At 39.0% G+C, this 24,008-nt stretch carries 15 protein-coding genes, 2 tRNA genes and 3 rRNA genes; 18 read left to right on the top strand and 2 right to left on the bottom strand.

Translation table 11 applies throughout. The features are described 5' to 3' along the window. Positions 1-26 precede the first annotated feature (26 nt). From BCB69_RS04315 to BCB69_RS04280, 8 genes are all read left to right on the top strand, one after another. The gene (locus tag BCB69_RS04315) at positions 27-1,235 is read left to right on the top strand and encodes an NAD(P)-dependent malic enzyme (protein ID WP_069177114.1); all 1,209 of its coding nucleotides are present in this window, start codon (positions 27-29) and stop codon (positions 1,233-1,235) included. Positions 1,236-1,368: 133 nt separating this feature from the next. Beyond that, positions 1,369-2,835 carry a CCA tRNA nucleotidyltransferase gene (locus BCB69_RS04310; protein WP_083990013.1) on the top strand — a complete coding sequence of 489 codons (1,467 nt, stop codon included), beginning with the start codon at positions 1,369-1,371 and terminating at the stop codon, positions 2,833-2,835. A gap of 22 nt (positions 2,836-2,857) precedes the next feature. Next, a complete protein-coding gene (locus BCB69_RS04305; protein WP_069177409.1) occupies positions 2,858-4,822 on the top strand; it encodes a penicillin-binding protein in 1,965 nt (654 codons plus the stop codon). Positions 4,823-4,901: 79 nt separating this feature from the next. After that, entirely contained in the window at positions 4,902-6,569 is a 1,668-nt protein-coding gene (locus tag BCB69_RS04300) for a formate--tetrahydrofolate ligase (RefSeq protein ID WP_069177113.1), read from the top strand. A 1-nt stretch (position 6,570) separates the two neighbouring features. Beyond that, positions 6,571-7,410, top strand: a complete 840-nt coding sequence (locus tag BCB69_RS04295; protein ID WP_069177112.1) for a bifunctional 5,10-methylenetetrahydrofolate dehydrogenase/5,10-methenyltetrahydrofolate cyclohydrolase — start codon at positions 6,571-6,573, stop codon at positions 7,408-7,410. A 39-nt stretch (positions 7,411-7,449) separates the two neighbouring features. Beyond that, on the top strand, positions 7,450-8,313 hold the full coding sequence (locus BCB69_RS04290; RefSeq protein ID WP_069177111.1) for a mechanosensitive ion channel family protein: 864 nt from the start codon (positions 7,450-7,452) through the stop codon (positions 8,311-8,313). A gap of 132 nt (positions 8,314-8,445) precedes the next feature. Further along, positions 8,446-9,777 carry a Na+/H+ antiporter NhaC family protein gene (locus tag BCB69_RS04285; protein ID WP_069177110.1) on the top strand — a complete coding sequence of 444 codons (1,332 nt, stop codon included), beginning with the start codon at positions 8,446-8,448 and terminating at the stop codon, positions 9,775-9,777. A gap of 87 nt (positions 9,778-9,864) precedes the next feature. Further along, positions 9,865-9,957: transfer RNA gene (locus BCB69_RS04280), tRNA-Ser, on the top strand. A 39-nt stretch (positions 9,958-9,996) separates the two neighbouring features. Here BCB69_RS04280 and potE read toward each other — a convergent pair. Both potE and BCB69_RS04270 read right to left on the bottom strand, forming a co-directional pair. After that, on the bottom strand, positions 9,997-11,298 hold the full coding sequence (gene potE / locus BCB69_RS04275) for a putrescine-ornithine antiporter (protein WP_069177109.1): 1,302 nt from the start codon (positions 11,296-11,298) through the stop codon (positions 9,997-9,999). Between the two features lie 302 nt (positions 11,299-11,600). Continuing rightward, positions 11,601-12,587: a diaminopimelate dehydrogenase gene (locus BCB69_RS04270; protein ID WP_022513095.1), complete on the bottom strand. Its 987-nt coding sequence runs from the start codon at positions 12,585-12,587 to the stop codon at positions 11,601-11,603. A 131-nt stretch (positions 12,588-12,718) separates the two neighbouring features. Between BCB69_RS04270 and BCB69_RS06405 the strand changes: the two genes are divergently transcribed. The 10 genes from BCB69_RS06405 (at position 12,719) to dnaJ (ending at position 23,982) form a co-directional block, all read left to right on the top strand. Continuing rightward, positions 12,719-12,880, top strand: coding sequence for a hypothetical protein (locus tag BCB69_RS06405; RefSeq protein ID WP_159049973.1), 162 nt, complete (start codon positions 12,719-12,721; stop codon positions 12,878-12,880). 137 nt (positions 12,881-13,017) lie between these two features. Next, entirely contained in the window at positions 13,018-13,476 is a 459-nt protein-coding gene (locus tag BCB69_RS04265) for a GNAT family N-acetyltransferase (protein WP_022513097.1), read from the top strand. 482 nt (positions 13,477-13,958) lie between these two features. Next, positions 13,959-15,529 (top strand): 16S ribosomal RNA (locus BCB69_RS04260). Positions 15,530-15,752: 223 nt separating this feature from the next. Next, a 23S ribosomal RNA gene (locus BCB69_RS04255) occupies positions 15,753-18,679 on the top strand. A gap of 83 nt (positions 18,680-18,762) precedes the next feature. Then, positions 18,763-18,879 (top strand): 5S ribosomal RNA (rrf, locus tag BCB69_RS04250). The 16S, 23S and 5S rRNA genes sit together here with 1 tRNA gene alongside, the layout of an rRNA operon. A 106-nt stretch (positions 18,880-18,985) precedes the next feature. Next, positions 18,986-19,062, top strand: a tRNA-Arg gene (locus BCB69_RS04245). 156 nt (positions 19,063-19,218) lie between these two features. Beyond that, positions 19,219-20,286 (top strand): heat-inducible transcriptional repressor HrcA, encoded by a 1,068-nt coding sequence (gene hrcA / locus BCB69_RS04240; protein WP_069177108.1) that lies wholly within the window; start codon positions 19,219-19,221, stop codon positions 20,284-20,286. Then, a complete protein-coding gene (gene grpE / locus BCB69_RS04235) occupies positions 20,279-20,860 on the top strand; it encodes a nucleotide exchange factor GrpE (RefSeq protein WP_022513864.1) in 582 nt (193 codons plus the stop codon). Before hrcA ends, grpE begins: the two co-directional genes overlap by 8 nt. A gap of 64 nt (positions 20,861-20,924) precedes the next feature. After that, positions 20,925-22,781 (top strand): molecular chaperone DnaK, encoded by a 1,857-nt coding sequence (gene dnaK / locus BCB69_RS04230; RefSeq protein WP_022513863.1) that lies wholly within the window; start codon positions 20,925-20,927, stop codon positions 22,779-22,781. Positions 22,782-22,809: 28 nt separating this feature from the next. Then, on the top strand, positions 22,810-23,982 hold the full coding sequence (gene dnaJ / locus BCB69_RS04225; protein WP_069177107.1) for a molecular chaperone DnaJ: 1,173 nt from the start codon (positions 22,810-22,812) through the stop codon (positions 23,980-23,982). The last annotated feature ends 26 nt before the right edge of the window (positions 23,983-24,008 follow it).

The following is a 24,008-nucleotide window of genomic DNA, read 5'->3' as shown; positions in this document are numbered from 1 at the left end:
TTTATGGTACTGCAGGAGGAGACATAATGAATACCGAACAACTTAAAAAGGAAGCAATGAAACTTAGAGAAAGTAAACATCAGATAATTAAAACGGTTTTAAATGCAGATATGAAAGATAGTCATGATCTTGCGACTGTGTATACACCGGGGGTTTCTGCACCTTGTTTAGCCATTAAAGAAGATGAAGATTTATCTTTGACATTAACTTGGCGTGGTAATGTTGTTGCAGTTATTTCAGATGGGACACGTGTTCTTGGATTAGGAGACATAGGTCCTGCAGCATCTATTCCTGTTATGGAAGGAAAGTCTGCTTTATACAAGAGATTCGGCAATATTGATGCGATTCCGATTGTTATCGATACTAAAGATAAAGATGAATTTATTCGGACTGTACAACTTTTAGAAAAGTCTTTTGCAGGTATTAATTTAGAAGATATTTCATCTCCCAAGTGTTATGATATTGAAGATGAATTGAAGAAAACAATGAATATTCCGGTATTCCATGATGATCAGCATGGAACTGCTATTGCTGCATTAGCTGCACTTTTAGGAGCACTTAAAGTGGCAGAAAAGAAATTGGAAGATGTAAAAATTGTTGTAAATGGAGCCGGTGCGGCAGGTACAGCTATTGCACGTCTTATTCTTGAAGCAGGAGCTAATCCGAAAAATATGACTGTACTTAACTCAAAGGGGATTTTATATGATAATGGAAAACGAGATCGTGTACAGTGTGAACTTTTAACTAAGGTGAATCCGGATAATAAACAAGGGACTTTAGAAGATGCTATTTGTGGAGCTGATGTTTTAATCGGATGTTCTGCGCCGGGTGTTTTCAATTGCGAGGCACTAAGAACTATGGCAGATAAGAGTATTGTATTTGCGATGGCAAACCCCGTTCCTGAAATTATGTATGATGAAGCTAAGGACAAAGGCGTATTTATTTATGGATCAGGAAGAAGTGATATGCCAAATCAGGTAAATAACTCTTCTGTATTCCCCGGACTTTTCCGTGGAGCTTTGGATGTACGTGCTAGACAAATTAATGAAGAAATGAAGTTGGCAGCAGCTTATGCATTGGCTGATTTTGCAACATCTGAAAATAGTGACCCAAATCACATTGTGGTTGATGTATTTGACCCACGAGTACCGATGGCGGTAGCAAAGGCAGTTGCGAAAGCTGCTATTGAAAGTGGAGTAGCTAGGACTACAGAGTTGCCTGAACAATATAAATAAACGGGAAAAACTGCATTTATCGATAAGAGATAAATGCAGTTTTTTACTATTTGCCCCCTTTTCATAAATGATTTATTATAGAAAATAAATATTAAAAATAGATGATGAAGTCGAAAAATTTGGGGATGTATGAATGGTAGACAGAAATGTGAATATATCAAATACAGTTAAAATAGATACAATTGATACGGGTGCAAGGCAAATTATGTATACATTGGAATATCACGGTTATCCAACGTATATTGTAGGAGGGTGCGTACGTGATTTGCTTCTGGGGAAAACACCTCATGACTGGGATATTACTACGAAAGCAAAACCACAGGAAGTAGCAGATATTGCTATTAAGTCTGGATGGAAAGTGATTCAGAACGTAGGAAATAGTTTTGGTGTAATGATTGTTAGTCTTGCGGGGCAATCTTATGAAGTGGCTACATTTAGAAGTGAGTGTTATGGTGAAGATAGTCATAGACCATCTCAAGTTGCATATTCAGAAAAGTTAGAAGATGATGTAAGTCGAAGAGACTTTACAGTTAATGCAATGGCAATAGACAAAGATGGTACTTTATATGATTTTTTTAATGGAAAAGAAGATTTAAAAAATAAAACACTTCGTACAGTAGGTTCTGCTATATCACGGTTTAATGAAGATGCTTTACGATTATTTCGTGCTTGCCGATTCTTGGCACAACTGGGTTTTACCGCAGATCAATCTTTAATAGCTGGGATTTCAAGTGCTTTATGCCGTGTATCAGGATTATCTTTAGAACGAGTTCGAATAGAAGTCAATAAGATACTAGTTGCTCCTTATGCATCGCGTGGACTTGATTTATTAGTGAGAAGTGGTTTAGGAAATAACTCTTGTAGAGTGAAAGAGAATGGAAAATACATAAAGATACCTATTTTGCCTGAATTGTCGCATTTAGTAGAACTTCCGCAAATGAAGCAATTTCATAAGTATGATGTTTGGAATCATACGTTAGTTGCCGTAGATGCGGCACCACGAAATTTAATTACACGGTGGGCAACTTTGCTTCATGATGTGGGGAAAGGTTTGCCTGGTATACGTGAAATTAATGGAAATCGTATTACAGATCATGGTCATGATTTAAAAGGTTCTTGTATAGCAAAAGAAATACTTACCAGATGGCGTATGCCTAAACAGTTGATTCATCATGTAACTTGGATTGTAAAAGAACATATGAGATTTCATTATTTTGCACATCACAAAGAGGCTAATGTAAAGAAATGGATACGTCAGATGGCACAAAATAAACTCTTTTTTTCATCGAAAGAAATGATAGAAGCTATTAGAGAGCTAACTGATGTATGTAAGGCAGATATTGTTGGATGTGGATATGATACGATAGATCTTATTGGACATGAACAGTTTGGGCAATATATGATAAGTTTAGCTAAAAGAATGCCAATTACAACCAGAGAACTTCATTATGGAGCGGATGTGCCTCAAATATTATCTCCTTACGTAGCAGAAGGGATGCAACGCATTCTTCAGAGGGTACAAAACGGACAATTGAAAAATGAAGAAGTATTTATAAAAGAAGCTGCAATAAGATTTAGGAGGAGAAAAGAGCATGCGTAAACCTATATCGAATCAATTGTTAATGAAATATAGGCAACGTGCTGGTAGGATAATTCGTTCTCGTGTATTTTCACTTATGGGAATATTTTTTATTTTAGGAATAGGATTAGCCTTTCGTTTAATTTATGTACAAGCTTTTCAACATAATAGGTATTTGAACATGGGGAAAGCACAAACGGAAGATACCCAAAAATTATATTCACCAAGAGGAACTATTTACGATAGGAATGGAAAGAAATTAGCATTTTCTGTACAAGTAAAGTCATTTTATGCAGATCCAAAAATGATGGAAATTTCTGCCAAGGAAGCAGCTAGTTTATTTGCTCCTATACTACATGTACCTGAATTGGAGTTAGAAAATAAATTGACAAGTGATACTCATTTTGTGTGGCTTGCGCGTCTTATGGATCCCGAAGTTTCTGATGCAGTACAACAAGTGATAAAAGAAAAGCAATTAAAAGGTTTTGCATTTGTAGATGAAAACAAACGATACTATCCGAATGATTCTTTGCTTGCTAATGTTTTAGGTTTTGTCGGAATTGATGATAAGGGTTTGGATGGATTGGAAATGTCTCTTGATGAGCTGATTCGTGGTGGGGTAAACTTACAGGTTCTTACTACAGATAGCAGAGGTATTCCTATTTTGCACTCTGCATCAGCACCTTATTTGGCTGAAAGAGAAAAATCGGTATATTTAACTATTGATGAAAATATACAATTTTTTGCAGAACGTGCACTAGATAGAGCTATGGCAAAAACACATGCTAACGGAGGGATTATTATTGTTATGGATCCACAAACCGGAGCCATATTCGCAATGGCTAATCGACCCACCTACGATTTGAATCATTTCTCTAATGCAACAGAAGCTCAATTTAGAAATAAAGCAGTGGTTGATATTTATGAGCCGGGATCTACTTTTAAACCAATTATTGCGGCAGCTGCTTTGGCTGCAGGTACTTATGATACGGAACGCATATGGCATGACCCCGGTGAAGTATGGGCATCCGGACATGCTATTCGTAATTGGGATGATGAAGCGTATGGCGATATTAAATTAGTTGATATATTAAAGTTTTCTATTAATACCGGATTTGCACATATTGGATTGCTTACCGGTGGAGAAACATTGACTGATTATGCGAAAAAGTTTGGATTTGGGAAACCGACCGGTATTGAATTGCCCGGTGAAGGGGCAGGAATTTTATTTAATCCTAAAGATATGGTACCTATTGATGTGGCTACTATGTCAATTGGACAAGGAATTGCAGTTACTCCTTTACAAATGGTACAAGCATATAGTGCATTGGCTAATGGTGGAAAAATGGTACAACCGCATTTGATTGCTTCTATAAAAAATCCGGATGGATCAGACTATTCCGTAACAAAAACCAAAGTGGTCGCAAATCCGATTGATAAAAAAGTAGCGGATGCAGTTAAGGACATGATGGAAAAAGAAGTATCTGAAGGCGGTGGAATTAATGCTCGTGTACCTGGGTATCATATGGGAGGAAAGACAGGAACGGCACAAAAGTTAGATACTGTTAATGGCGGATATCTTGAGAATCAATATATTGCTTCCTTTTGTGGGTTTGGACCGACAGAAGATCCTAAAGCGATTTGTCTTGTTGTTTTAGATAATCCACGTGGAGTTTATTATGGTGGACAAGTAGCAGCTCCCGTATTTGCAGAAGCTATGAGTCAAATTATGAGATACTTAGGAATACCGACTTATGATGAGAAAAATGTTCATGCAAGTCCTATACAAATAACCAAACCGTCATCGATGGAATTGCCGTCTGCTAATGATAAGATGGTTATATTACCTGATTTTACAGGTTGGTCCATTCGTGATACGGCAGATTGGCTAAATAAAGCAGGATTAGGGTTTAAACCGTCAGGTTCGGGCTTTGCATCTTCACAGTATCCAATGGGAGGTAGTACACTAGAACGAGGCGATATTGTTGAAGTTTTATTTACACAGTAGTTTTTAATACTATGTAAAATAACTATGAATATTAAAAAATTATTAAAATCAGATGAACAATGTAAATGGGAGGATTCTAATGTTAACAGATATTGAAATTGCACGCCGTACGAAATTGGAACCTATTAAAAATATTGCAGAACAACTGGGGATTGGATCAGAAGATTTAGAATCATATGGGCATTATAAAGCTAAGGTATCTTTAAAACTTACACAGAAAGTAAAAGAAAAAACTAAAGGGAAGCTAATCCTTGTTACCGCTATTTCTCCAACTCCTGCCGGTGAGGGGAAAACGACTACCACGGTAGGCTTAGGACAGGCTTTATCTCAATTAAACAAGAAAGTTATGATTTGTTTGCGTGAACCCTCTTTAGGTCCTTGTATGGGGATTAAAGGCGGTGCTGCAGGTGGCGGCTACTCACAGGTTGTCCCTATGGAGGATATAAATCTACACTTTACAGGTGATTTTCATGCAATTACCAGTGCACATAATTTATTGGCTGCTATGGTAGATAATCATATTCAGCAGGGGAATCGTTTACATATCGATCCACGTAAAGTAGTGTGGAATCATGTTATGGATATGAATGATCGTACTTTACGTCATATCGTAGTAGGGTTAGGTGGGAAAGCTAATGGAATTCCACGTGAAAGTAGTTTTGATATAACGGTTGCTTCAGAAATTATGGCTATTTTTTGTTTGGCAACAAGTATTTCCGACTTAAAAGAACGGTTAGGACGTATTATTGTAGCATATACTTTTGATGGGAAAGCGGTAACCGCAGCCGATATTCATGCACAAGGAGCAATGACTGCTTTGTTGAAAGATGCTATTAAACCTAATTTAGTCCAAACATTAGAACATGTACCTGCTTTTATACATGGGGGACCATTTGCTAATATTGCACATGGATGTAATAGTGTACTTGCAACTACTACAGCACTTCACTTATCTGATTATGTAGTAACAGAAGCCGGATTTGGCGCTGACTTAGGGGCAGAAAAGTTTTTGGACTTAAAGTGTAGATTTGCTGATTTACATCCTTCTGCTGTAGTATTAGTTGCTACTATTCGTGCACTTAAGATGAATGGCGGAAAAGGAAAACAGGAACTTACTGATTCTGATCCGGAAGCGGTAAGAAAAGGATTGCCGAATCTAGAACGTCATATTTCAAATTTGAAAAAGTTCGGATTACCGATTGTTGTTGCATTAAATTTATTTCCAACGGATACTTTGGAAGAGAAACAAGTAGTTTATGATGCATGTGCTCGTGCAGGGGTAGATGTTGCGGATTCTGATGTATTTATGCAAGGTGGCAAAGGCGGATTAACACTTGCTTCTAAGGTTATACACGCTACAGAACAAGCGAACACATATGCACCTTTATATGATTTAGAGTTACCCATTAAAGAAAAAATTGAAATTATAGCTAAAAAAATATATAGAGCTGCAGGGGTTCAGTATGACATGGCTGCTGAAAAAGCCTTGGCGGAAATTAAGGCACTTGGATTTGAAAAGTTCCCGGTTTGCATAGCTAAAACCCCGGTTTCTTTTAGTGATGATCCTACACAATTAGGTGCACCTAGTGGATTTACACTTCATGTAAGAGATATGAGAATATCAGCAGGGGCAGGATTTATTGTGGTATTAACCGGTAAAGTTATGACTATGCCTGGACTTCCTAAATTACCGGCAGCAGAACGTATCGATGTTGATGAAGAGGGAAATATTACGGGGTTATTTTAAAATGAAGATTTTAGACGGAAAAGTAGTTGCGCATCATTGGAAAAAAAAGTTGCAGCAACAATTATTACAATGGAAAGATAAAGGGATAACTCCTACTTTGGCAATTATTTTAGCCGGAGAGGATAAGCCCTCTGTAATGTATACACACTTTATGAAGAAAGTGGCTATAGAGTATGGGTTTAATCTTAATGTGTATAAAGAAGAAAATATTACAGAAAAGCAACTCATTACTCTTATTCATACGTTGAATGAAACAAAAGAAATTACAGGAATTTTGATGATGATGCCATTACCGAAGTCTATTGATGCACAAAAGGTTATACAACATATTAATCCTGATAAGGATATTGACGGATTAACTACTGTTAATTTAGGAAGGTTACTTAATAAAGAAGTGGGGCATATTCCTTGCACTCCTCGAGCTGTAATGGCCATATTATCTTTCTATGATATAGAACTAACAGGTAAAAATGTGGTTGTTTTAGGGCGTAGTACAGTAGTGGGTAAACCTATTTCTATCCTTTTAGAAGAAAAAAATGCAACGGTAACAGTTTGTCATTCTCATACGAAAAATCTTCCGGAAATTACATGTCAAGCAGATATTTTAGTATCAGCTATCGGGAAACCTCATTTAGTAAATCGAGATATGGTAAAGCCCGGTGCTATAGTTATTGATGTAGGAATTAACCAATTAAGAGGGAAAACGGTAGGCGATGTTGATTTTGAGGATGTCTCTTCCGTTGTAAGTGCGATTACACCGGTGCCGGGAGGTGTTGGCTCTGTTACTACTACTATGGTTGTGGATGGCATTGTAAAAGCAATAGCTATGCAAACTACTTAGTAGAGAGTGAAGGGGCAATCAATACAGGAGGATGTAGATATGGTTATTGAAGCAGCCAATGCAGTAGGACAAACAGTAACGGATCAAGTATCGTTAACTGAAAAGTTTTTAAATAATTTTAGAACTTTTGCAGAAACGCGTGGAATTGATATTGCTGAAGCCATTATTGTTTTTATTATTGGTTATATAATTTGTAGAGAAATTAAGAAATGGGTTAAACATCTTTTAGGAAAAAGCAATATAGATCCAACGGCTATAGGATTTATTACAGAAATGATTTATTTTATTTCTTTAGTAATAGTGCTTGTTATTTCACTAGGGGTTGCAGGCTTATCTACGTCTTCTTTAGTGGCAGCATTGGGAGGTATGGGAATTGCTATTGGGTTGGCACTACAAGACAATTTTAGCAATGTAGCATCAGGTATATTTATTTTGTTATTTAGGCCTTTTAATGTCGGAGATTATATATCTGCCGTAAATATTGAAGGTACAGTTGTAGAAATCTCTATTATGTATACAAGGTTACAAACATTAGGAAATCAGATGATAGTAATTCCTAATAAGACAATAACCGGTAACATTATAAAAAATTACTCTCATTTTAATTTAAGAAATTTAGAACTGACAGTTGATGTAAGTTATGATACGCCTTTACCACAATGTTTAGAACTATTAAAGAAAGTATTAGCTGAAAATCCATATGTACAAAATAAAGAGAACGTTACGTTGCATATATCTGAAATGGCAGATTATTCAATTCGCATTTATACTCGGTGCGAAGTAAATACCTCAGAGTATTTTGCGGCACGTACCGATATATTTATTAAAATTAAAGAGGCATTTGATAGAGTTGGTATTGAAATGCCTTATCCACAAGTTGTGGTTCATCATACAAAAGAATAATATAATGAGAAAGGAACTCGTACAAAAATAGGTACGAGTTCCTTTTTTATAAAATTAATGATTAAAAATATATCAAATATTACATAAATGATATAATAACTGTATAATCTTAGATATAAGTGAGGGCTATGTATGACGAATCGAATTAAGAAAGAAGGGAAATGGGCACTTTTACCTTTCCTTATTTTCATCCTAATTTATTTGGGAGCAGGTATTTATTTCCAATTACAGGGCGTAGAGATGGCATTTTATCAATTTCCGTCTGTAACGGCTATGTTTGTTGCTGTTTTGGCAACGTTTTGTTTGGGGAAAGAATCCATAACTGAAAAGTTTAAAATTTTTGCACGAGGAGCCGGTAATGAAAATGTACTTACTATGCTTATAATTTATATTTTGGCAGGGGCATTTTCTATGGTTGTTGCTGCTATGGGCGGTCGCGACTCTGTTGTAAATCTAGGGATAAGTCTTGTTCCGGTAGAATATTTAGTGGTAGGAATTTTTATTATTTCTGCTTTTATGGGGACGGCAACAGGTACATCCATGGGAACCATTGCGTCTATTGTACCTATTGCAGCAGGGATTGCTGTTAAAAGTGGGGTCTCGGAAGCTTTTATGGTAGCAGCTTGTGTAGGTGGGGCGATGTTTGGAGATAACTTATCTATGATTTCAGACACGACTATAGCGGCAACTAAAACACAAGGGTGTGAACTGAGAGATAAGTTTAAAGTGAATTTTAAAATTGCATTACCGGCAGCTATTATTACTATATTATTGCTATTCTTTTTCGGTCAGCCGGAAGCTACTGTAACTATAGGAAATTTAGATTATAATTTAATAACAATTATTCCATATATTGCCGTTTTTGGACTAGCACTTTTAGGAGTCAATGTATTTCTGGTACTTGTTTCAGGAATTGCTTTGGCAGGGGCTATCGGAATTATAGGATTTGATATGACTATCATTTCTTTTGCACAGAATATTTGGGATGGATTTACAGCAATGAATGAAGCTTTCTTTTTAGCACTTTTCTGTGGCGGAATTTCTGAAATGATTGCTTATTATGGCGGTATTCAATGGTTGATTACGAAATTAAATCATATGATAAAAGGAACTAAATCTGCTCAGTTATGTATTGCCTTTTTAGTTTCCTTAGTAGACTGTGCAACAGCTAATAATACCGTAGCAATTATTATTAGCGGGGGAGTTGTGAAAGATATCAGCAATGCTTATGATATAGATTCTAGAGTAACAGCATCTTTACTTGATGTATTTTCTTGTGTTTTACAAGGGATTATTCCTTATGGTGCACAACTTTTGACCGCATCGGCATTAGCAACAAAAAATGGAATATTATTGAGCTCTATCGAAATTATCCCTTATATGTGGTATTGTTGGTTATTAGGAATATTTGGTATACTTTCTATTTTTATACCTTTTGCTAAATTACCGATTAAAAAGAATTAAGATAGAAAAGAAGAGTGAGGAAGTCTTAATTTTATTCTTGACAGTTAGTTGATTTCATAGTATTCTTTTATAAGTCAGCTAACATATGGAGCGGTACTCAAGAGGCTGAAGAGGACGGTTTGCTAAATCGTTAGACGGGCTTATACCCGTGCAAGGGTTCGAATCCCTTTCGCTCCGCCAAATAAAAAAACACCGATTATCGGTGTTTTTTTATTTGCATTAATTCGTAGATTTGTTAGTAAATCCATATAGAGTCCAACCGAACATGGTAAGCAAAGAGCCATATGTCATTGCTTCTAACCCTGAACTGTAACAAGCATAGAAACAATAAATAGAAGCAATGAAGCCAATCATGTTAGCTGTTCGAGTTTCTGCGTAATTACGGTTAGCCTGTTCCATGATGGTAGGAATGGTAGGAAGAGAAGCTAAGGCTAAAAAGAAAGGAACCAGGTTTGTTACTACAGTAAGATTTAAAAGTAACATAAACTGTTCACTTAATTTAGGAGACATAGTCATAAGTCCAAGCAATGTTTGAATTATAGTAACGGCAATAATACCTTTTACCGGAACATCTTTTGTGTTGGTTTCACCTAATAGTTTAGGGAAGTACCCGTTTATAGCAGAATCTTTATTTACATTTCCCATAGTAAATTGCCATCCGATAAGGGATCCTAAACAAGCAATAATAAACATGGCATTTACAATTTGACCAATCATAGGGTTAAGCATTTTGGTAAAAACCAGTCCGAAAGGGGCTGTACTTGCTGCTAATTCTGCGTTGGGGACAATACCAAAAATTAAATTAGTAGAAAGAATATATATAATGGCAGCAAGTGTAGTTCCACCTAATACCGCTAAAGGAACATTTTTCTCGGGATTTTCTACAGCATCTACATTAGCACAAGCGGACTCCATACCTAATAAACCCCAAATGGTAACTGCAATAGATTGTGTAATGGCAGAACCGGTAGATAGATCATTTACATTCCAGTTTTCTACATATAATGGGAATGAAAAATAGAATCTACCAATAAGAAGTAAGGATGCAATAGGAATTAAAATACCCCATACGGCATTTCCTGCGATAATTCCGGTAAGTTTAGCTCCTCCTAAGCTTCCTAAATCTGCAAGCCATAAAATGGCGATGGTTGCACAAGCCATCATAAGTGGTGTTAATTGAATGTGTAGAAATTCTGCTGCATATCCAACAACGGAAAGAGAAATAGCTACATCAGATATTAAAATAGAAAAGCTATAAGTAAAGTTAGTAAGAAAACCTCCTGCTTTTCCAAAGGTATACTCTGCATATCCTCCGAGTCCTCCTGATTTCTTACTGTACATACTGCATTTTGCAAATGCATAAGCTAAGGCAACGGCACCTATGGTTGAAATAATCCATGCAAAAATAGAAATAGAGCCTACTTTAGCTAGTTCTGCAGGAAGCATAATAATGCCTGCTCCTATCATATTTACTGCAGTAATCATCGTAAGTTGAAGTACGCTCATTTTGGTTTCATTCATGATAACCTCCATGTAATATATGTTATAAAATAACATAGAAATAAATGATACCGATATTGATGTCACGGCGACATACCGATCTTAACTACCACGGCGGCAGAAGCATCATTTAGTCCTTGTACATGAGGCATTAAATGATCTTATTAAGTTGTGGAAATGTAGAATTTCCGATTTTTGTTAGGAACAAAAACTAAATATAGTATAAATTTTGAGTGTTTACCTGTCAATAAGTAGTATTATATGATAATTATGAAAATAAAAACAGGAATCTATAATTGTTATAGTTCCTGTTTACTGTTACATTATAATAAATCTTTTATCAACTCTTCCTTGGAGACCGGACTTAAATAAGAAGGCGCGATATCAAATATAGTTTTACAACCTGTAACCCCTTCTTTGTTGAGTTTCATAAGTGCTCGTGCATAAGCGATAGCTACATGAGCGGTGAATTCCGGATTGGAATCAAGAGTTAATTGTAACTCCATAATTTGATGATGTTGCTTGTTGATTCCAGTTGTGCCGGTACGGAAAACAAATCCTCCATGAGCTAAGCCTTGATGGTTTTTATTAAATTCTTCTTGAGAAATAAAATGTACAGTTGTTTCGTATTCATCAAAGTAATTGGGCATATTCTTTATTTGTTTTTCAATTTGTGCTGCATCTGCATTTTCTTTCAGGACAACAAAACATTCTCTGGTATGTTTTTCGCGAGTGGTAAGTACTGGAGATTCGCCATTTCTTACTGATTCTAAAGCCTTTTGTATTGGACAGGTATATTGTTTTGCATCTTTTACGCCCGGAATCCGTCTAATAGCATCTGAGTGTCCCTGCGATACACCTTTCCCCCAAAATGTATAATCATTCCCTTTAGGAAGGAATACATTTCCTAGAAGTCTAAAGAGAGAAAATACACCCGGATCCCAGCCGATAGAAATGATAGCGAGATGATGATTCTCTTTTGCAATTTTATCAACTGTAGTTAAGTGCATAGGGATATTTTTATGTGTATCAAAAGTATCAATTACATTAAAATGTTCGGCATATGTTGGTGTTTGAAACGGAAGATCAGTAGCAGAACCGCCTGCCAGAACCAGGACATCTATTTTATCTTTCCATTCCAGAACAGTCGATGCACTAACTACAGGAATGGTAGGGGTTAGTAATTGGATTGAATTAGGATTTCTTCTCGTAAAAACAGCAACAAGTTTCATATCTTTATTATTAGCAATTGCAGTTTCTATACCACGTCCTAAATTTCCGTATCCCATGATTCCTATTCGGATGGTCATAAATTCCTCCTAAAACTAAATTATATTTCTTATTGTTTAATGAGAGTATACAACTAATATAAAAAGACGTCTACCATAGGGTTATACTATAATTATGATAATCATAAAATTTGTTTTAGGAGGAAGTACATATGGAGGACTTACGTTTAGAAAAAAGAATAGAAGAAAAGGTAAAACAAATGCTTAAAGATCCATTAACAATAAAAGAACTGACACAATTGAGGAATCAGGGGTGTTCTGAAATGTATATTCAGCATTGGTTAAGAGAAATGGCAAAAATTACTCTTAAATAAGGAGTTATAAAAATATTTAGTAGCTCTTATTATTGGTTCTTTAATAAATGAATGTTAAAATAGAGTAGAAATCAAAACGACTTATTTGGGTGCCGGTTCGATACGTTATACAGGTTATCGGTAGAAGGGATGTTCTTATGGCAGTAGAAGTAAGATTGATGCGTGAATCAGATATTGACCAGACTTGGCCACTTATGCGTGATTTAGCTATTTTTGAGGATTATATTGATAGTTTTGCAATTACGCCGGAAATAGTTAGAGAGCGAGGAATAAAAAAAGATCCGCCGGATTTCTACTGTTTAGTAGCAGATGTGGATGGAAAGATTGCCGGTATGCTGGTTTATTATTTTATGAAATACACTGCACAAAATAAGCCATCTATATTTATGAAAGAGTTATATGTAGAGGAAGAGTATCGTAATCAAAAGATAGGAGAACAACTAATGAAGAAGTTGTATTCTATTGCAAAAGAAAATGGTTGTGGTCTCATCAAATGGACTGTAGCAGATTGGAATCATGACGGACAACGTTTTTATAAACGTTTAGGGGCAGAAGAAGATAGAGTCTGGTTAAATTACTCTTGGAGCATTAAGTAAAAGAAAAGGAGTGTTTGCTAAGCAAGCACTCTTTTTTGTATGAAATAAATTATGGAAAAATATATACAACCATATATAAGGATAAAAAGAAGTATTAAAAGATATAAGATATATGGTGGAAAATAAAGAAAGAAGAAAAAACGGGAATAAAAAAGAGAGAAGTGAGATAAAGGAGAAGGGAGAAAGAGAGAAAAATAAAAGAGAAAGAGGATAAAAATAGAGTTGACGTAAGAAATAGGGATATGATAGGATAGGATACGTCGCCAAAAGGGCGAATAAGTAGAGAAAAAACTTCTGTTTTACTTAAAAAGTTACTTGACAAAAGAAAATTTGTAAGGTAACATAATGAAGTCGCTTACGGGCGATTGGTTCTTTGAAAACTGAACAGTATGACAAACAAAAGCCGATGTGCGGATTGGAAACAATCCCGCAATAATTTGAGAAAAAAAGGCAAGAAAATAATCGAGCCAAACAAACAATCTATCATGGAGAGTTTGATCCTGGCTCAGGACGAACGCTGGCGGCGTGCTTAACACATGCAAGTCGAACGGAAAGAGATGAAAGAGCTTGCTCTTTTATTAATTTCAGTGGCAAACGGGTGAGTAACACGTAAACAACCTGCCTTAAGGATGGGGATAACAGACGGAAACGACTGCTAATACCGAATACGTTCTAAGCATCGCATGATGCATAGAAGAAAGGGTGGCCTCTACAAGAAAGCTATCGCCTTAAGAGGGGTTTGCGACTGATTAGGTAGTTGGTGAGGTAACGGCTCACCAAGCCGACGATCAGTAGCCGGTCTGAGAGGATGAACGGCCACACTGGAACTGAGACACGGTCCAGACTCCTACGGGAGGCAGCAGTGGGGAATCTTCCGCAATGGACGAAAGTCTGACGGAGCAACGCCGCGTGAACGAAGAAGGTCTTCGGATTGTAAAGTTCTGTGATTCGGGACGAAAGGGTTTGTGGTGAATAATCATAGACATTGACGGTACCGAAAAAGCAAGCCACGGCTAACTACGTGCCAGCAGCCGCGGTAATACGTAGGTGGCAAGCGTTGTCCGGAATTATTGGGCGTAAAGCGCGCGCAGGCGGTTTCTTAAGTCCATCTTAAAAGCGTGGGGCTCAACCCCATGAGGGGATGGAAACTGGGAAGCTGGAGTATCGGAGAGGAAAGTGGAATTCCTAGTGTAGCGGTGAAATGCGTAGAGATTAGGAAGAACACCGGTGGCGAAGGCGACTTTCTAGACGAAAACTGACGCTGAGGCGCGAAAGCGTGGGGAGCAAACAGGATTAGATACCCTGGTAGTCCACGCCGTAAACGATGGATACTAGGTGTAGGAGGTATCGACCCCTCCTGTGCCGGAGTTAACGCAATAAGTATCCCGCCTGGGAAGTACGATCGCAAGATTAAAACTCAAAGGAATTGACGGGGGCCCGCACAAGCGGTGGAGTATGTGGTTTAATTCGACGCAACGCGAAGAACCTTACCAAGCCTTGACATTGATCGCAATCCATAGAAATATGGAGTTCTTCTTCGGAAGACGAGAAAACAGGTGGTGCACGGCTGTCGTCAGCTCGTGTCGTGAGATGTTGGGTTAAGTCCCGCAACGAGCGCAACCCCTATTTCCTGTTACCAGCACGTAAAGGTGGGGACTCAGGAGAGACCGCCGCGGACAACGCGGAGGAAGGCGGGGATGACGTCAAGTCATCATGCCCCTTATGGCTTGGGCTACACACGTACTACAATGGGTGCCAACAAAGAGAAGCGAAATCGCGAGATGGAGCGGACCTCATAAACGCACCCCCAGTTCAGATTGCAGGCTGCAACTCGCCTGCATGAAGTAGGAATCGCTAGTAATCGCGGGTCAGCATACCGCGGTGAATACGTTCCCGGGCCTTGTACACACCGCCCGTCACACTATGAGAGTTAGAGACACCCGAAGCCGGTGAGGTAACCGCAAGGGACCAGCCGTCTAAGGTGGAGCTGATGATTGGAGTGAAGTCGTAACAAGGTAGCCGTATCGGAAGGTGCGGCTGGATCACCTCCTTTCTAAGGAGACAGCTTTATAGAAATATAAAGACTGTAGGTCGGACATCGGAAGAGAGTTATACTGTTCAGTTTTGAGAGAACCAAAAGTTCTCTTAAAAAAGGAAAAGAAGATGTTCTTTGAAAACTATATAGAAGTAAAAGACGTAAGAAAGATTTCATAGAAAATCAATCTTGCGCACTGAAGGAAACTCAAAAGCAAGAAGGTCAAGGTGTGAAGTATGTAAGTTAAGATACTAAGGGCATACGGTGGATGCCTTGGCGATATCTGCCGAAGAAGGACGCGACAAGCTGCGAAAAGCTACGGGTAGGCGCAAATAGCCGTTGAACCGTAGATATCCGAATGGAGAAATCCGGCGGTGGTAATGCACCGTCACCCATACCGACCGGTATGAGGAGGGAACTCGGTGAACTGAAACATCTAAGTAACCGGAGGAGAAGAAATCAAACGAGATACCCCAAGTAGCGGCGAGCGAACGGGGAAGAAGCCTAAACCGAATAAGGAAACTTAATCGGGGTTGAGGACCGACAAAATTGGAGGAAAAGTTAGCCAAATCTCTTGGGAAAGAGAGCCGAAGACAGTGAGAGCCTGGTAGGCGAAAACAAGAACTCTAAGGACGGAATCCAGAGTAGTGCGGGACACGAGAAATCCCGTATGAAGCAGGGGGGACCACCCTCCAAGGCAAAACACAGATATCGACCGATAGCGCATAGTACCATGAGGGAAAGGTGAAAAGCACCCCGGGAGGGGAATGAAATAGAACCTGAAACCGTATGTTTACAAACAGTCAGAGACCGTATATAAAACAGGTCGATGGCGTGCCTATTGAAGAATGAACCAGCGAGTTACGAGGGCCGGCAAGGTTAAGCAGGAAATGTGGAGCCGAAGCGAAAGCGAGTCTTAATAGGGCGAGAAGTCGGAAAGCGTAGACCCGAAACCACAGTGATCTACCCATGTCCAGGTTGAAGCACAGGTAAAAATGTGTGGAGGACCGAACCTATATCTGTTGAAAAAGGTTAGGATGAGGTGTGGGTAGGGGTGAAATTCCAATCGAACGTGGAGATAGCTGGTTCTCCCCGAAATAGCTTTAGGGCTAGCCTCAAGTGGTGATTACAGGCGGTAGAGCACTGATCAGGAGCGGGACCTACCCGGTTACCAAACCCAGTCAAACTCCGAATGGCTGTAATCAAACTTGGGAGTCAGACTACGACTTATAAGGGCCGTGGTCAAGAGGGAAACAGCCCAGATCATCAGCTAAGGTCCCAAATGCCGTGCTAAGTGGCGAAGGATGTGGCGTTTCATAAACAACCAGGATGTTGGCTTAGAAGCAGCCATCATTTAAAGAGTGCGTAATAGCCCACTGGTCGAGAGACGCTGCGCCGAAGATGTCCGGGGCTCAAGCACGGAACCGAAGCTATGGCAGACGCAAGCCGTCTGGGTAGGGGAGCGTTCTTATTGGGGAGAAGCGATACCGGAAGGAGTCGTGGACTGATAAGAAGTGAGAATGCTGGTATGAGTATCGAAAAGAAAGGTGAGAATCCTTTCCACCGAAAGCCCGAGGGTTCCTGAGCAACGATCGTCGTCTCAGGGTAAGTCGGGACCTAAGCCGAGGCAAGAAGCATAGGCGATGGACAACAGGTTGAAATTCCTGTACCGGAAGAGTCTGATTGAGTGAAGGAGTGACGCAGAAGGGCACACAAGCATGCGAGTGGAAGAGCATGTCTAAGTGCGTAGCCTGTATGATAGGAAAAACCGTCATACGAGAAGGGTGAGACATGAAGGGGAGTTAAAGGAGACTTTAATGAACTTGTGAATCCCATGCTGCCAAGAAAAGCTTCTAGCGAGGACTCGTCCGCCCGTACCGTAAACCGACACAGGTAGGCGGGGAGAGAATCCTAAGGTGCGCGGGAAAACCCTCGTTAAGGAACTCGGCAAATTGCATCCGTAACTTCGGAAGAAGGATGGCCCTTGGTAGGCGAAGAGTCAAGCACTTGGAACCGAGAAGGGTGGCAGAAAAGAGGCCCAAGCAACTGTTTACCAAAAACACAGGTGCCTGCGAAAGCGAAAGCTGAAGTATAGGTGCTGACGCCTGCCCGGTGCTGGAAGGTTAAGGAGAGAGGTCAGCTAAGGCGAAGCTTTGAACTGAAGCCCCAGTGAACGGCGGCCGTAACTATAACGGTCCTAAGGTAGCGAAATTCCTTGTCGGGTAAGTTCCGACCCGCATGAAAGGCGTAATGATTTGGGCACTGTCTCAACGAGGGGCCCGGTGAAATTGAAATACCTGTGAAGATGCAGGTTACCCGCGACTGGACAGAAAGACCCCATGGAGCTTTACTGCAGCTTGAGATGGAATCTCGGAAGTAGATGCACAGGATAGGTGGGAGACAAAGAAGTATGTACTTAGGTATGTATGGAGTCGATGTTGGGATACCACCCTTCTAGTTCTGGGATTCTAACGCCAGGAGTAACGACCCTGCGGACAATCTCAGGTAGGCAGTTTGACTGGGGCGGTCGCCTCCGAAAGAGTAACGGAGGCGCCCAAAGGTTCCCTCAGGTCGGACAGAAACCGACCGACGAGTGCAAAGGCAGAAGGGAGCTTGACTGCGAGACCAACAAGTCGAGCAGAGACGAAAGTCGGGCTTAGTGATCCGGTGGTACTGTGTGGAAAGGCCATCGCTCAACGGATAAAAGCTACCCTGGGGATAACAGGCTAATCTCTCCCAAGAGTTCATATCGACGGGGAGGTTTGGCACCTCGATGTCGGCTCATCACATCCTGGGGCTGGAGTAGGTCCCAAGGGTTGGGCTGTTCGCCCATTAAAGTGGTACGCGAGCTGGGTTCAAAACGTCGTGAGACAGTTTGGTTCATATCCATCGCGGGCGTAAGAAGTTTGAGGGGGGCTGCTCCTAGTACGAGAGGACCGGAGTGGACGAATCAATGGTGTACCAGTTGTCACGCCAGTGGCATGGCTGGAAAGCCACATTCGGAAGGGATAAACGCTGAAAGCATCTAAGCGTGAAGCCCACCCCAAGATGAGACTTCTCATCAGAAATGAGTAAGATCCCTTATAGACTATGAGGTAGATAGGCCGCAAGTGGAAGAGCAGTGATGTTTGGAGCGATGCGGTACTAATAGATCGAGGTCTTAACTTAGAGAGAATCACAAAGCGCAGACAGTCTTGGAAGAGACTTCAGTGGTACTTCTATATAGTTTTGAAGGAATATCTTCAAAGAGAAACAGTGGCGATAGCTGTGAGGATACACCTGTACCCATGCCGAACACAGAAGTTAAGCTCACAAACGCCGAAAGTACTTGGCTGGAAGCGGCCCGGGAGGATAGGAAGCTGCTGATTAAGAAAGAACACTCATAGGAGTGTTCTTTTTTATTATATACATGTGGTTATTACTTTAAACTTGCATTTAAAGGATAAATATGATAACATAATCACGTTGTGATATGGTCCAATAGCTCAGCTGGATAGAGCACTTGACTACGAATCAAGGTGTCGGGAGTTCGAATCTCTCTTGGGTCACCAAAAAAGAACATCCATATGGGTGTTCTTTTTTATTTATGGACAAGTATAAATTTTATATAAAATCATACTTATATTGACATTCTTTGTTATGAGTGCTATTCTTGTTATGTAAGTTAGCACTCAAATGTTGAGAGTGCTAATAAACAGGTGATGATTATGGATAAAAATAGAAATAATGCAGAACAAAAATATGTACTCGATGAAAGAAAGCAAAAAATTCTGTTGGCTATTATCCAAGATTATGCATTAACAGCAGAACCGGTCGGTTCTCGTACGATTGCACGTAAGTATAATTTAGGTGTAAGCAGTGCTACTATCCGAAATGAAATGCAAGATTTAGAAGATGAAGGATACTTAGCGCAGCCTCATACATCGGCAGGTCGTATCCCTTCTATAAAAGGATATAGGTTTTATGTAGATCAATTAATGAAGCCAATGCCTGTTAGCAATAAGGAAAAAAGTCTTATTGTTGATACTATACAAACACATTCTACGAGAATAGATGAAGTTTTTAGACAAATTACAAAAGTGGTAGCTTCATTAACGCATTCACTCTTGGTAACAACTGCAGATTCACATCGACGAGTTAAACTTAATTATATTCGCTTTTTACCATTGGATGAAAAGCGAGTTATTTTACTTGCAGTTACTGATGAGGGAGCTGTAACGAATGCAGTTGTTCCTATTCCTGAAAACATTACTATAGAGGAACTACAATTTTTAGCAGATAAATTAAACTATTTTTTGCATAGTAAAGAAATTGATAAGTTAGATAAAAATTTATTATTGACATTCCAAAAAGCAGTACAATATGATATTTCTTCATTTTCAAATATTTTTACCGAACTGAACAAAGTGTTAGTTCCCAAACAAAATGTTTATTCCGGCGGTATTGCAGAATTAATAGAACAACCGGAATTTCAGAATGTAGAAAGAATGCAAGATATATTAAGTTTGTTGGAAGAACGAGATACTTTGCGTAAAATTTTATCTCAAAATATGGAAGAACCTATAGCTATCCATATTGGTGCTGGAAACCTATCTAAATCTTTATCAGATATATCTATCGTTAGAGCACAATTTTTTGCAGATAATGATGTTATTGGTTCTATTGCAGTTATGGGACCTACCAGAATGCAATATGGAAAGATTATTGGAGTTATCTACTTCTTACAGCATCAATTGAATGAATTATTAAAGAATAGGAGTGGCAATAATGAGTGATAAAGAACGTATTTCTGAAGAAGAGTTAAAAAGAGAAGTGAAACAAGAAACAAAACAAGATTCAAAGAATCACGTTGGAGAAATCAATCCGGAAGATTTAATAAAAAAATTGGCAGAGACGGCAGAAGTGATAGAAACTATGAATGCCAAATTAGAGTCTGCATCGAATCAATACGCACGATTGCAGGCAGACTTTGATAATTATAGACGTAGAACTAAAGAAGAGCAGGCTCGATTATCTAAAACGGTTACGGCAAGTATTATCAAAAAATTTTTGCCGGTTTTAGATAATCTGGATCGAGCACTTGCTCATATGTCTAAAGATGAGAATGCAGGACCATATTTAGAAGGGTTTCAACTTATGGAAAAAGTATTTAATAAGGTAATGCAAGAGTTTGGTTTAGTGGAAATAGATGCACAAGGCAAACCTTTTGATCCTTATTATCACGAAGCTCTTATGGAAATACAGTCTGATGATGTAGAAGAAGATACTGTCGCAGCTGTATTACAAAAAGGTTATATGATTGGAGAAGAAGTTCTTCGTCCGTCAAAAGTGCAAGTAGCACATAAATAATAGTTATTCAGCTTTTTAGGAAAATCCTTAAGCCGATATAAAAAATTCAAGGAGGCAACTTATTATGTCTAAAGTTATTGGTATTGATTTGGGTACAACAAACTCTGTAGTAGCCGTTATGGAAGGCGGAGAACCTGTAGTTATTTCTAATGCAGAAGGTTCAAGATTAACACCATCCGTAGTAGGCTTTTCTAAAACAGGAGAAATTTTAGTAGGACAGTTAGCAAAGCGTCAGGCTGTATCCAATCCCAAACGTACGATTGTTTCTATTAAGCGTCATATGGGTACCGACTACAAGGTATCTATTGATGATAAAGAATATACTCCACAGGAAATTTCTGCGATGATTTTGCAAAAATTAAAAGCAGATGCAGAAGCATATCTTGGTGAGAAAGTAACAGAAGCGGTTATTACTTGTCCTGCATATTTTACTGATAGCCAGCGTCAAGCAACTAAGGATGCAGGTCGCATTGCCGGATTAAATGTACTTCGTATTATTAATGAACCGACAGCTTCTGCACTTTCTTATGGTCTTGATAAGATGGGGGCAGGAGAACATCGCGTATTGGTATATGACCTCGGTGGGGGTACATTTGATGTTTCTATTCTTAACCTGGCAGACGGCGTATTTGAAGTAGAAGCATCTAATGGTAATGGACACTTGGGTGGTGATGATTTCGATGCTCGTATCATGGATTGGATTGCAGATACTTTCAAGAAACAGAATGGTTTTGCGTTAAATAGAGATTCTAGAACTGACCAGCGTTTGAAGGAAGCAGCTGAAAAAGCTAAGATTGAATTGTCCGGCGTTCTTTCTACTGATATTAATTTACCATTTATTACAGCAGATGCAGATGGTGCCCCGGTACATTTTGATGCAAGTCTTTCTCGTGCAGAATTTGACCGCATTACAGCAGATCTTGTGCAGGCGACAGTAGATCCTATTGATATAGCTATGCGTGATGCCGGTGTAACGAATGCAGATATTGAAAAGATTTTATTAGTTGGTGGCTCTTCTCGTATTCCTGCCGTACAAACATTAATCAAAAACAAGTTTGGTAAAGAACCGAACAAGGGAATCAATCCTGATGAATCTGTTGCTGTAGGTGCAGCAGTTCAAGCCGGTGTATTAAAAGGAGAAGTAAAAGATGTTCTTCTGCTTGATGTAACACCATTGTCTTTGGGAATTGAAACTTTAGGTGGAGTATTTACTACTATGATTAAGAGAAATACTACCATACCAACTTCTAAATCTCAGATTTTCTCTACTGCCAGTGATAATCAACCGTCTGTAGATATTCATGTTCTTCAAGGGGAACGTTCTATGGCAGCGGATAATAAAACATTAGGAAGATTTGAATTATCAGATATTCCTCCGGCACCAAGAGGTGTTCCACAGATTCAAGTTACTTTTGATATAGATGCTAATGGTATTGTTCATGTTTCTGCTAAAGACTTAGGAACCGGTAAAGAGCAGAAGATTGACATTAAATCTTCTTCCGGACTTACTGATGAAGAAATTAAACGTATGCAGGATGATGCTAAGGCACATGAAGAAGAAGATAAGAAGCGTAAAGAAGCTATTACTGCACGTAATAATGCAGAAGCATTAATTTATCAAGCAGAAAAAACAATCAAAGACTTAGGTGATAAGGCAGATGCGGCTAAAGTTAAAGAAGTTAATGATGCTATCACTACATTGAAAGAAACTATGAAGTCGGATGATACAGAAAAGATTAAAGCAGATGCAGAAGCTTTAACAAAACCTCTTCATGAATTGACTGAACAGTTATATAAACAAGCACAGCAGGCTCAACAAGGACAATCGGCACAAGGTGATGCACAATCTGCACAGGCAGAAAAGAAAGAAGATGTTGTAGACGCTGACTACAAAGTTGTTAATGAAGATGAAAACAAGTAATCATAAGTAAAATTAGGATAAATTCTTTATGAGTAATCAGGATTATTATCAAATATTAGGCGTAGATAGAAGCGCCTCTGAAGCAGAAATAAAGAGGGCTTATCGTAAAAAAGCTCGTCAATATCATCCGGATCTTAACAAGGATGATCCTAAAGCTGCCGAAGAAAAGTTTAAAGATGTAAATGAAGCATATCAAACCTTATCGGATGCTGATAAAAGAGCTCAGTATGATCAGTTAGGACATGATGCTTATCAGCAGGCCTCCAAAGGTGGTGCCGGTTCTGGAGCCGGTGGATTTAGTGGTTTTGGTGGATTTGGTCAAGGTGGATTTGGCGGCTTTAGTGGTGGATTTGAAGACATATTTGATATGTTTACTGGTGGAGGACGTCAGCGTCGTAATGGATCTCAACAAGGTGCTGACCTTCGCTATGACATGGAAATCACTTTGAGGGAAGCTGCTAAAGGTATTACTAAGAAATTTAGTGTAACTAAGAAAGATACTTGTGACCATTGTCATGGTAATGGAGCAGAACCCGGCTCTCAAGTAGATACATGTCCTGATTGTCATGGTACTGGTCAGCAACGTGTAGTTAGAAATAGTCCTTTTGGGCAGATGGTTAATGTTATTCCTTGTCAACGCTGTAGCGGTAAAGGAAAGATTATTAACAATCATTGTCATGCGTGTCATGGTAGCGGTATCATCAGACGTAATAAAACTATTGAAATCAATATTCCTGCAGGAGCAGATACCGGTGTTAGAATGCGTGTGGCCGGTGAAGGTGAACCTGGAATTAATGGGGGGCCTAAAGGAGATCTTTACGTATATATTTTTGTTAAGAATGATTCCGAGTTTGAACGTGATGGAGACGATTTATACCGACGTGTAGATATATCTTTTGCTACCGCAGCACTTGGCAGCGTAATTAAAGTAAATACATTAGAAGGACAAGTAGAACTTAAGATTCCGGCAGGAACACAAAATGGTACTAAATTCCGTATTCGTGGAGAAGGTATACCACATATTCAAAGTAGCCGAAAAGGTGATTTATATGTAGTAACACATGTAGTGGTTCCTAAAAAGTTAAATAAAGAAGAGAAAGAAGCTTTAGTAAAATTCGCGGATGTATCAGGTGAGAATATTCAACAATATAAAGGGAAAGAATCCTTTTTAGATAAATTAATTGATAAGTTAAAAGGATAATTAAGTAGTATAAAATAAAAAGACAG

The sequence above is a fragment of the Dialister pneumosintes genome (assembly GCF_001717505.1).
GTDB classification, from domain to species: domain Bacteria; phylum Bacillota; class Negativicutes; order Veillonellales; family Dialisteraceae; genus Allisonella; species Allisonella pneumosinta.
The sequence above is the reverse complement of the archived record's forward strand: the minus strand, read 5'-3'. Positions and strand labels throughout refer to the sequence as shown.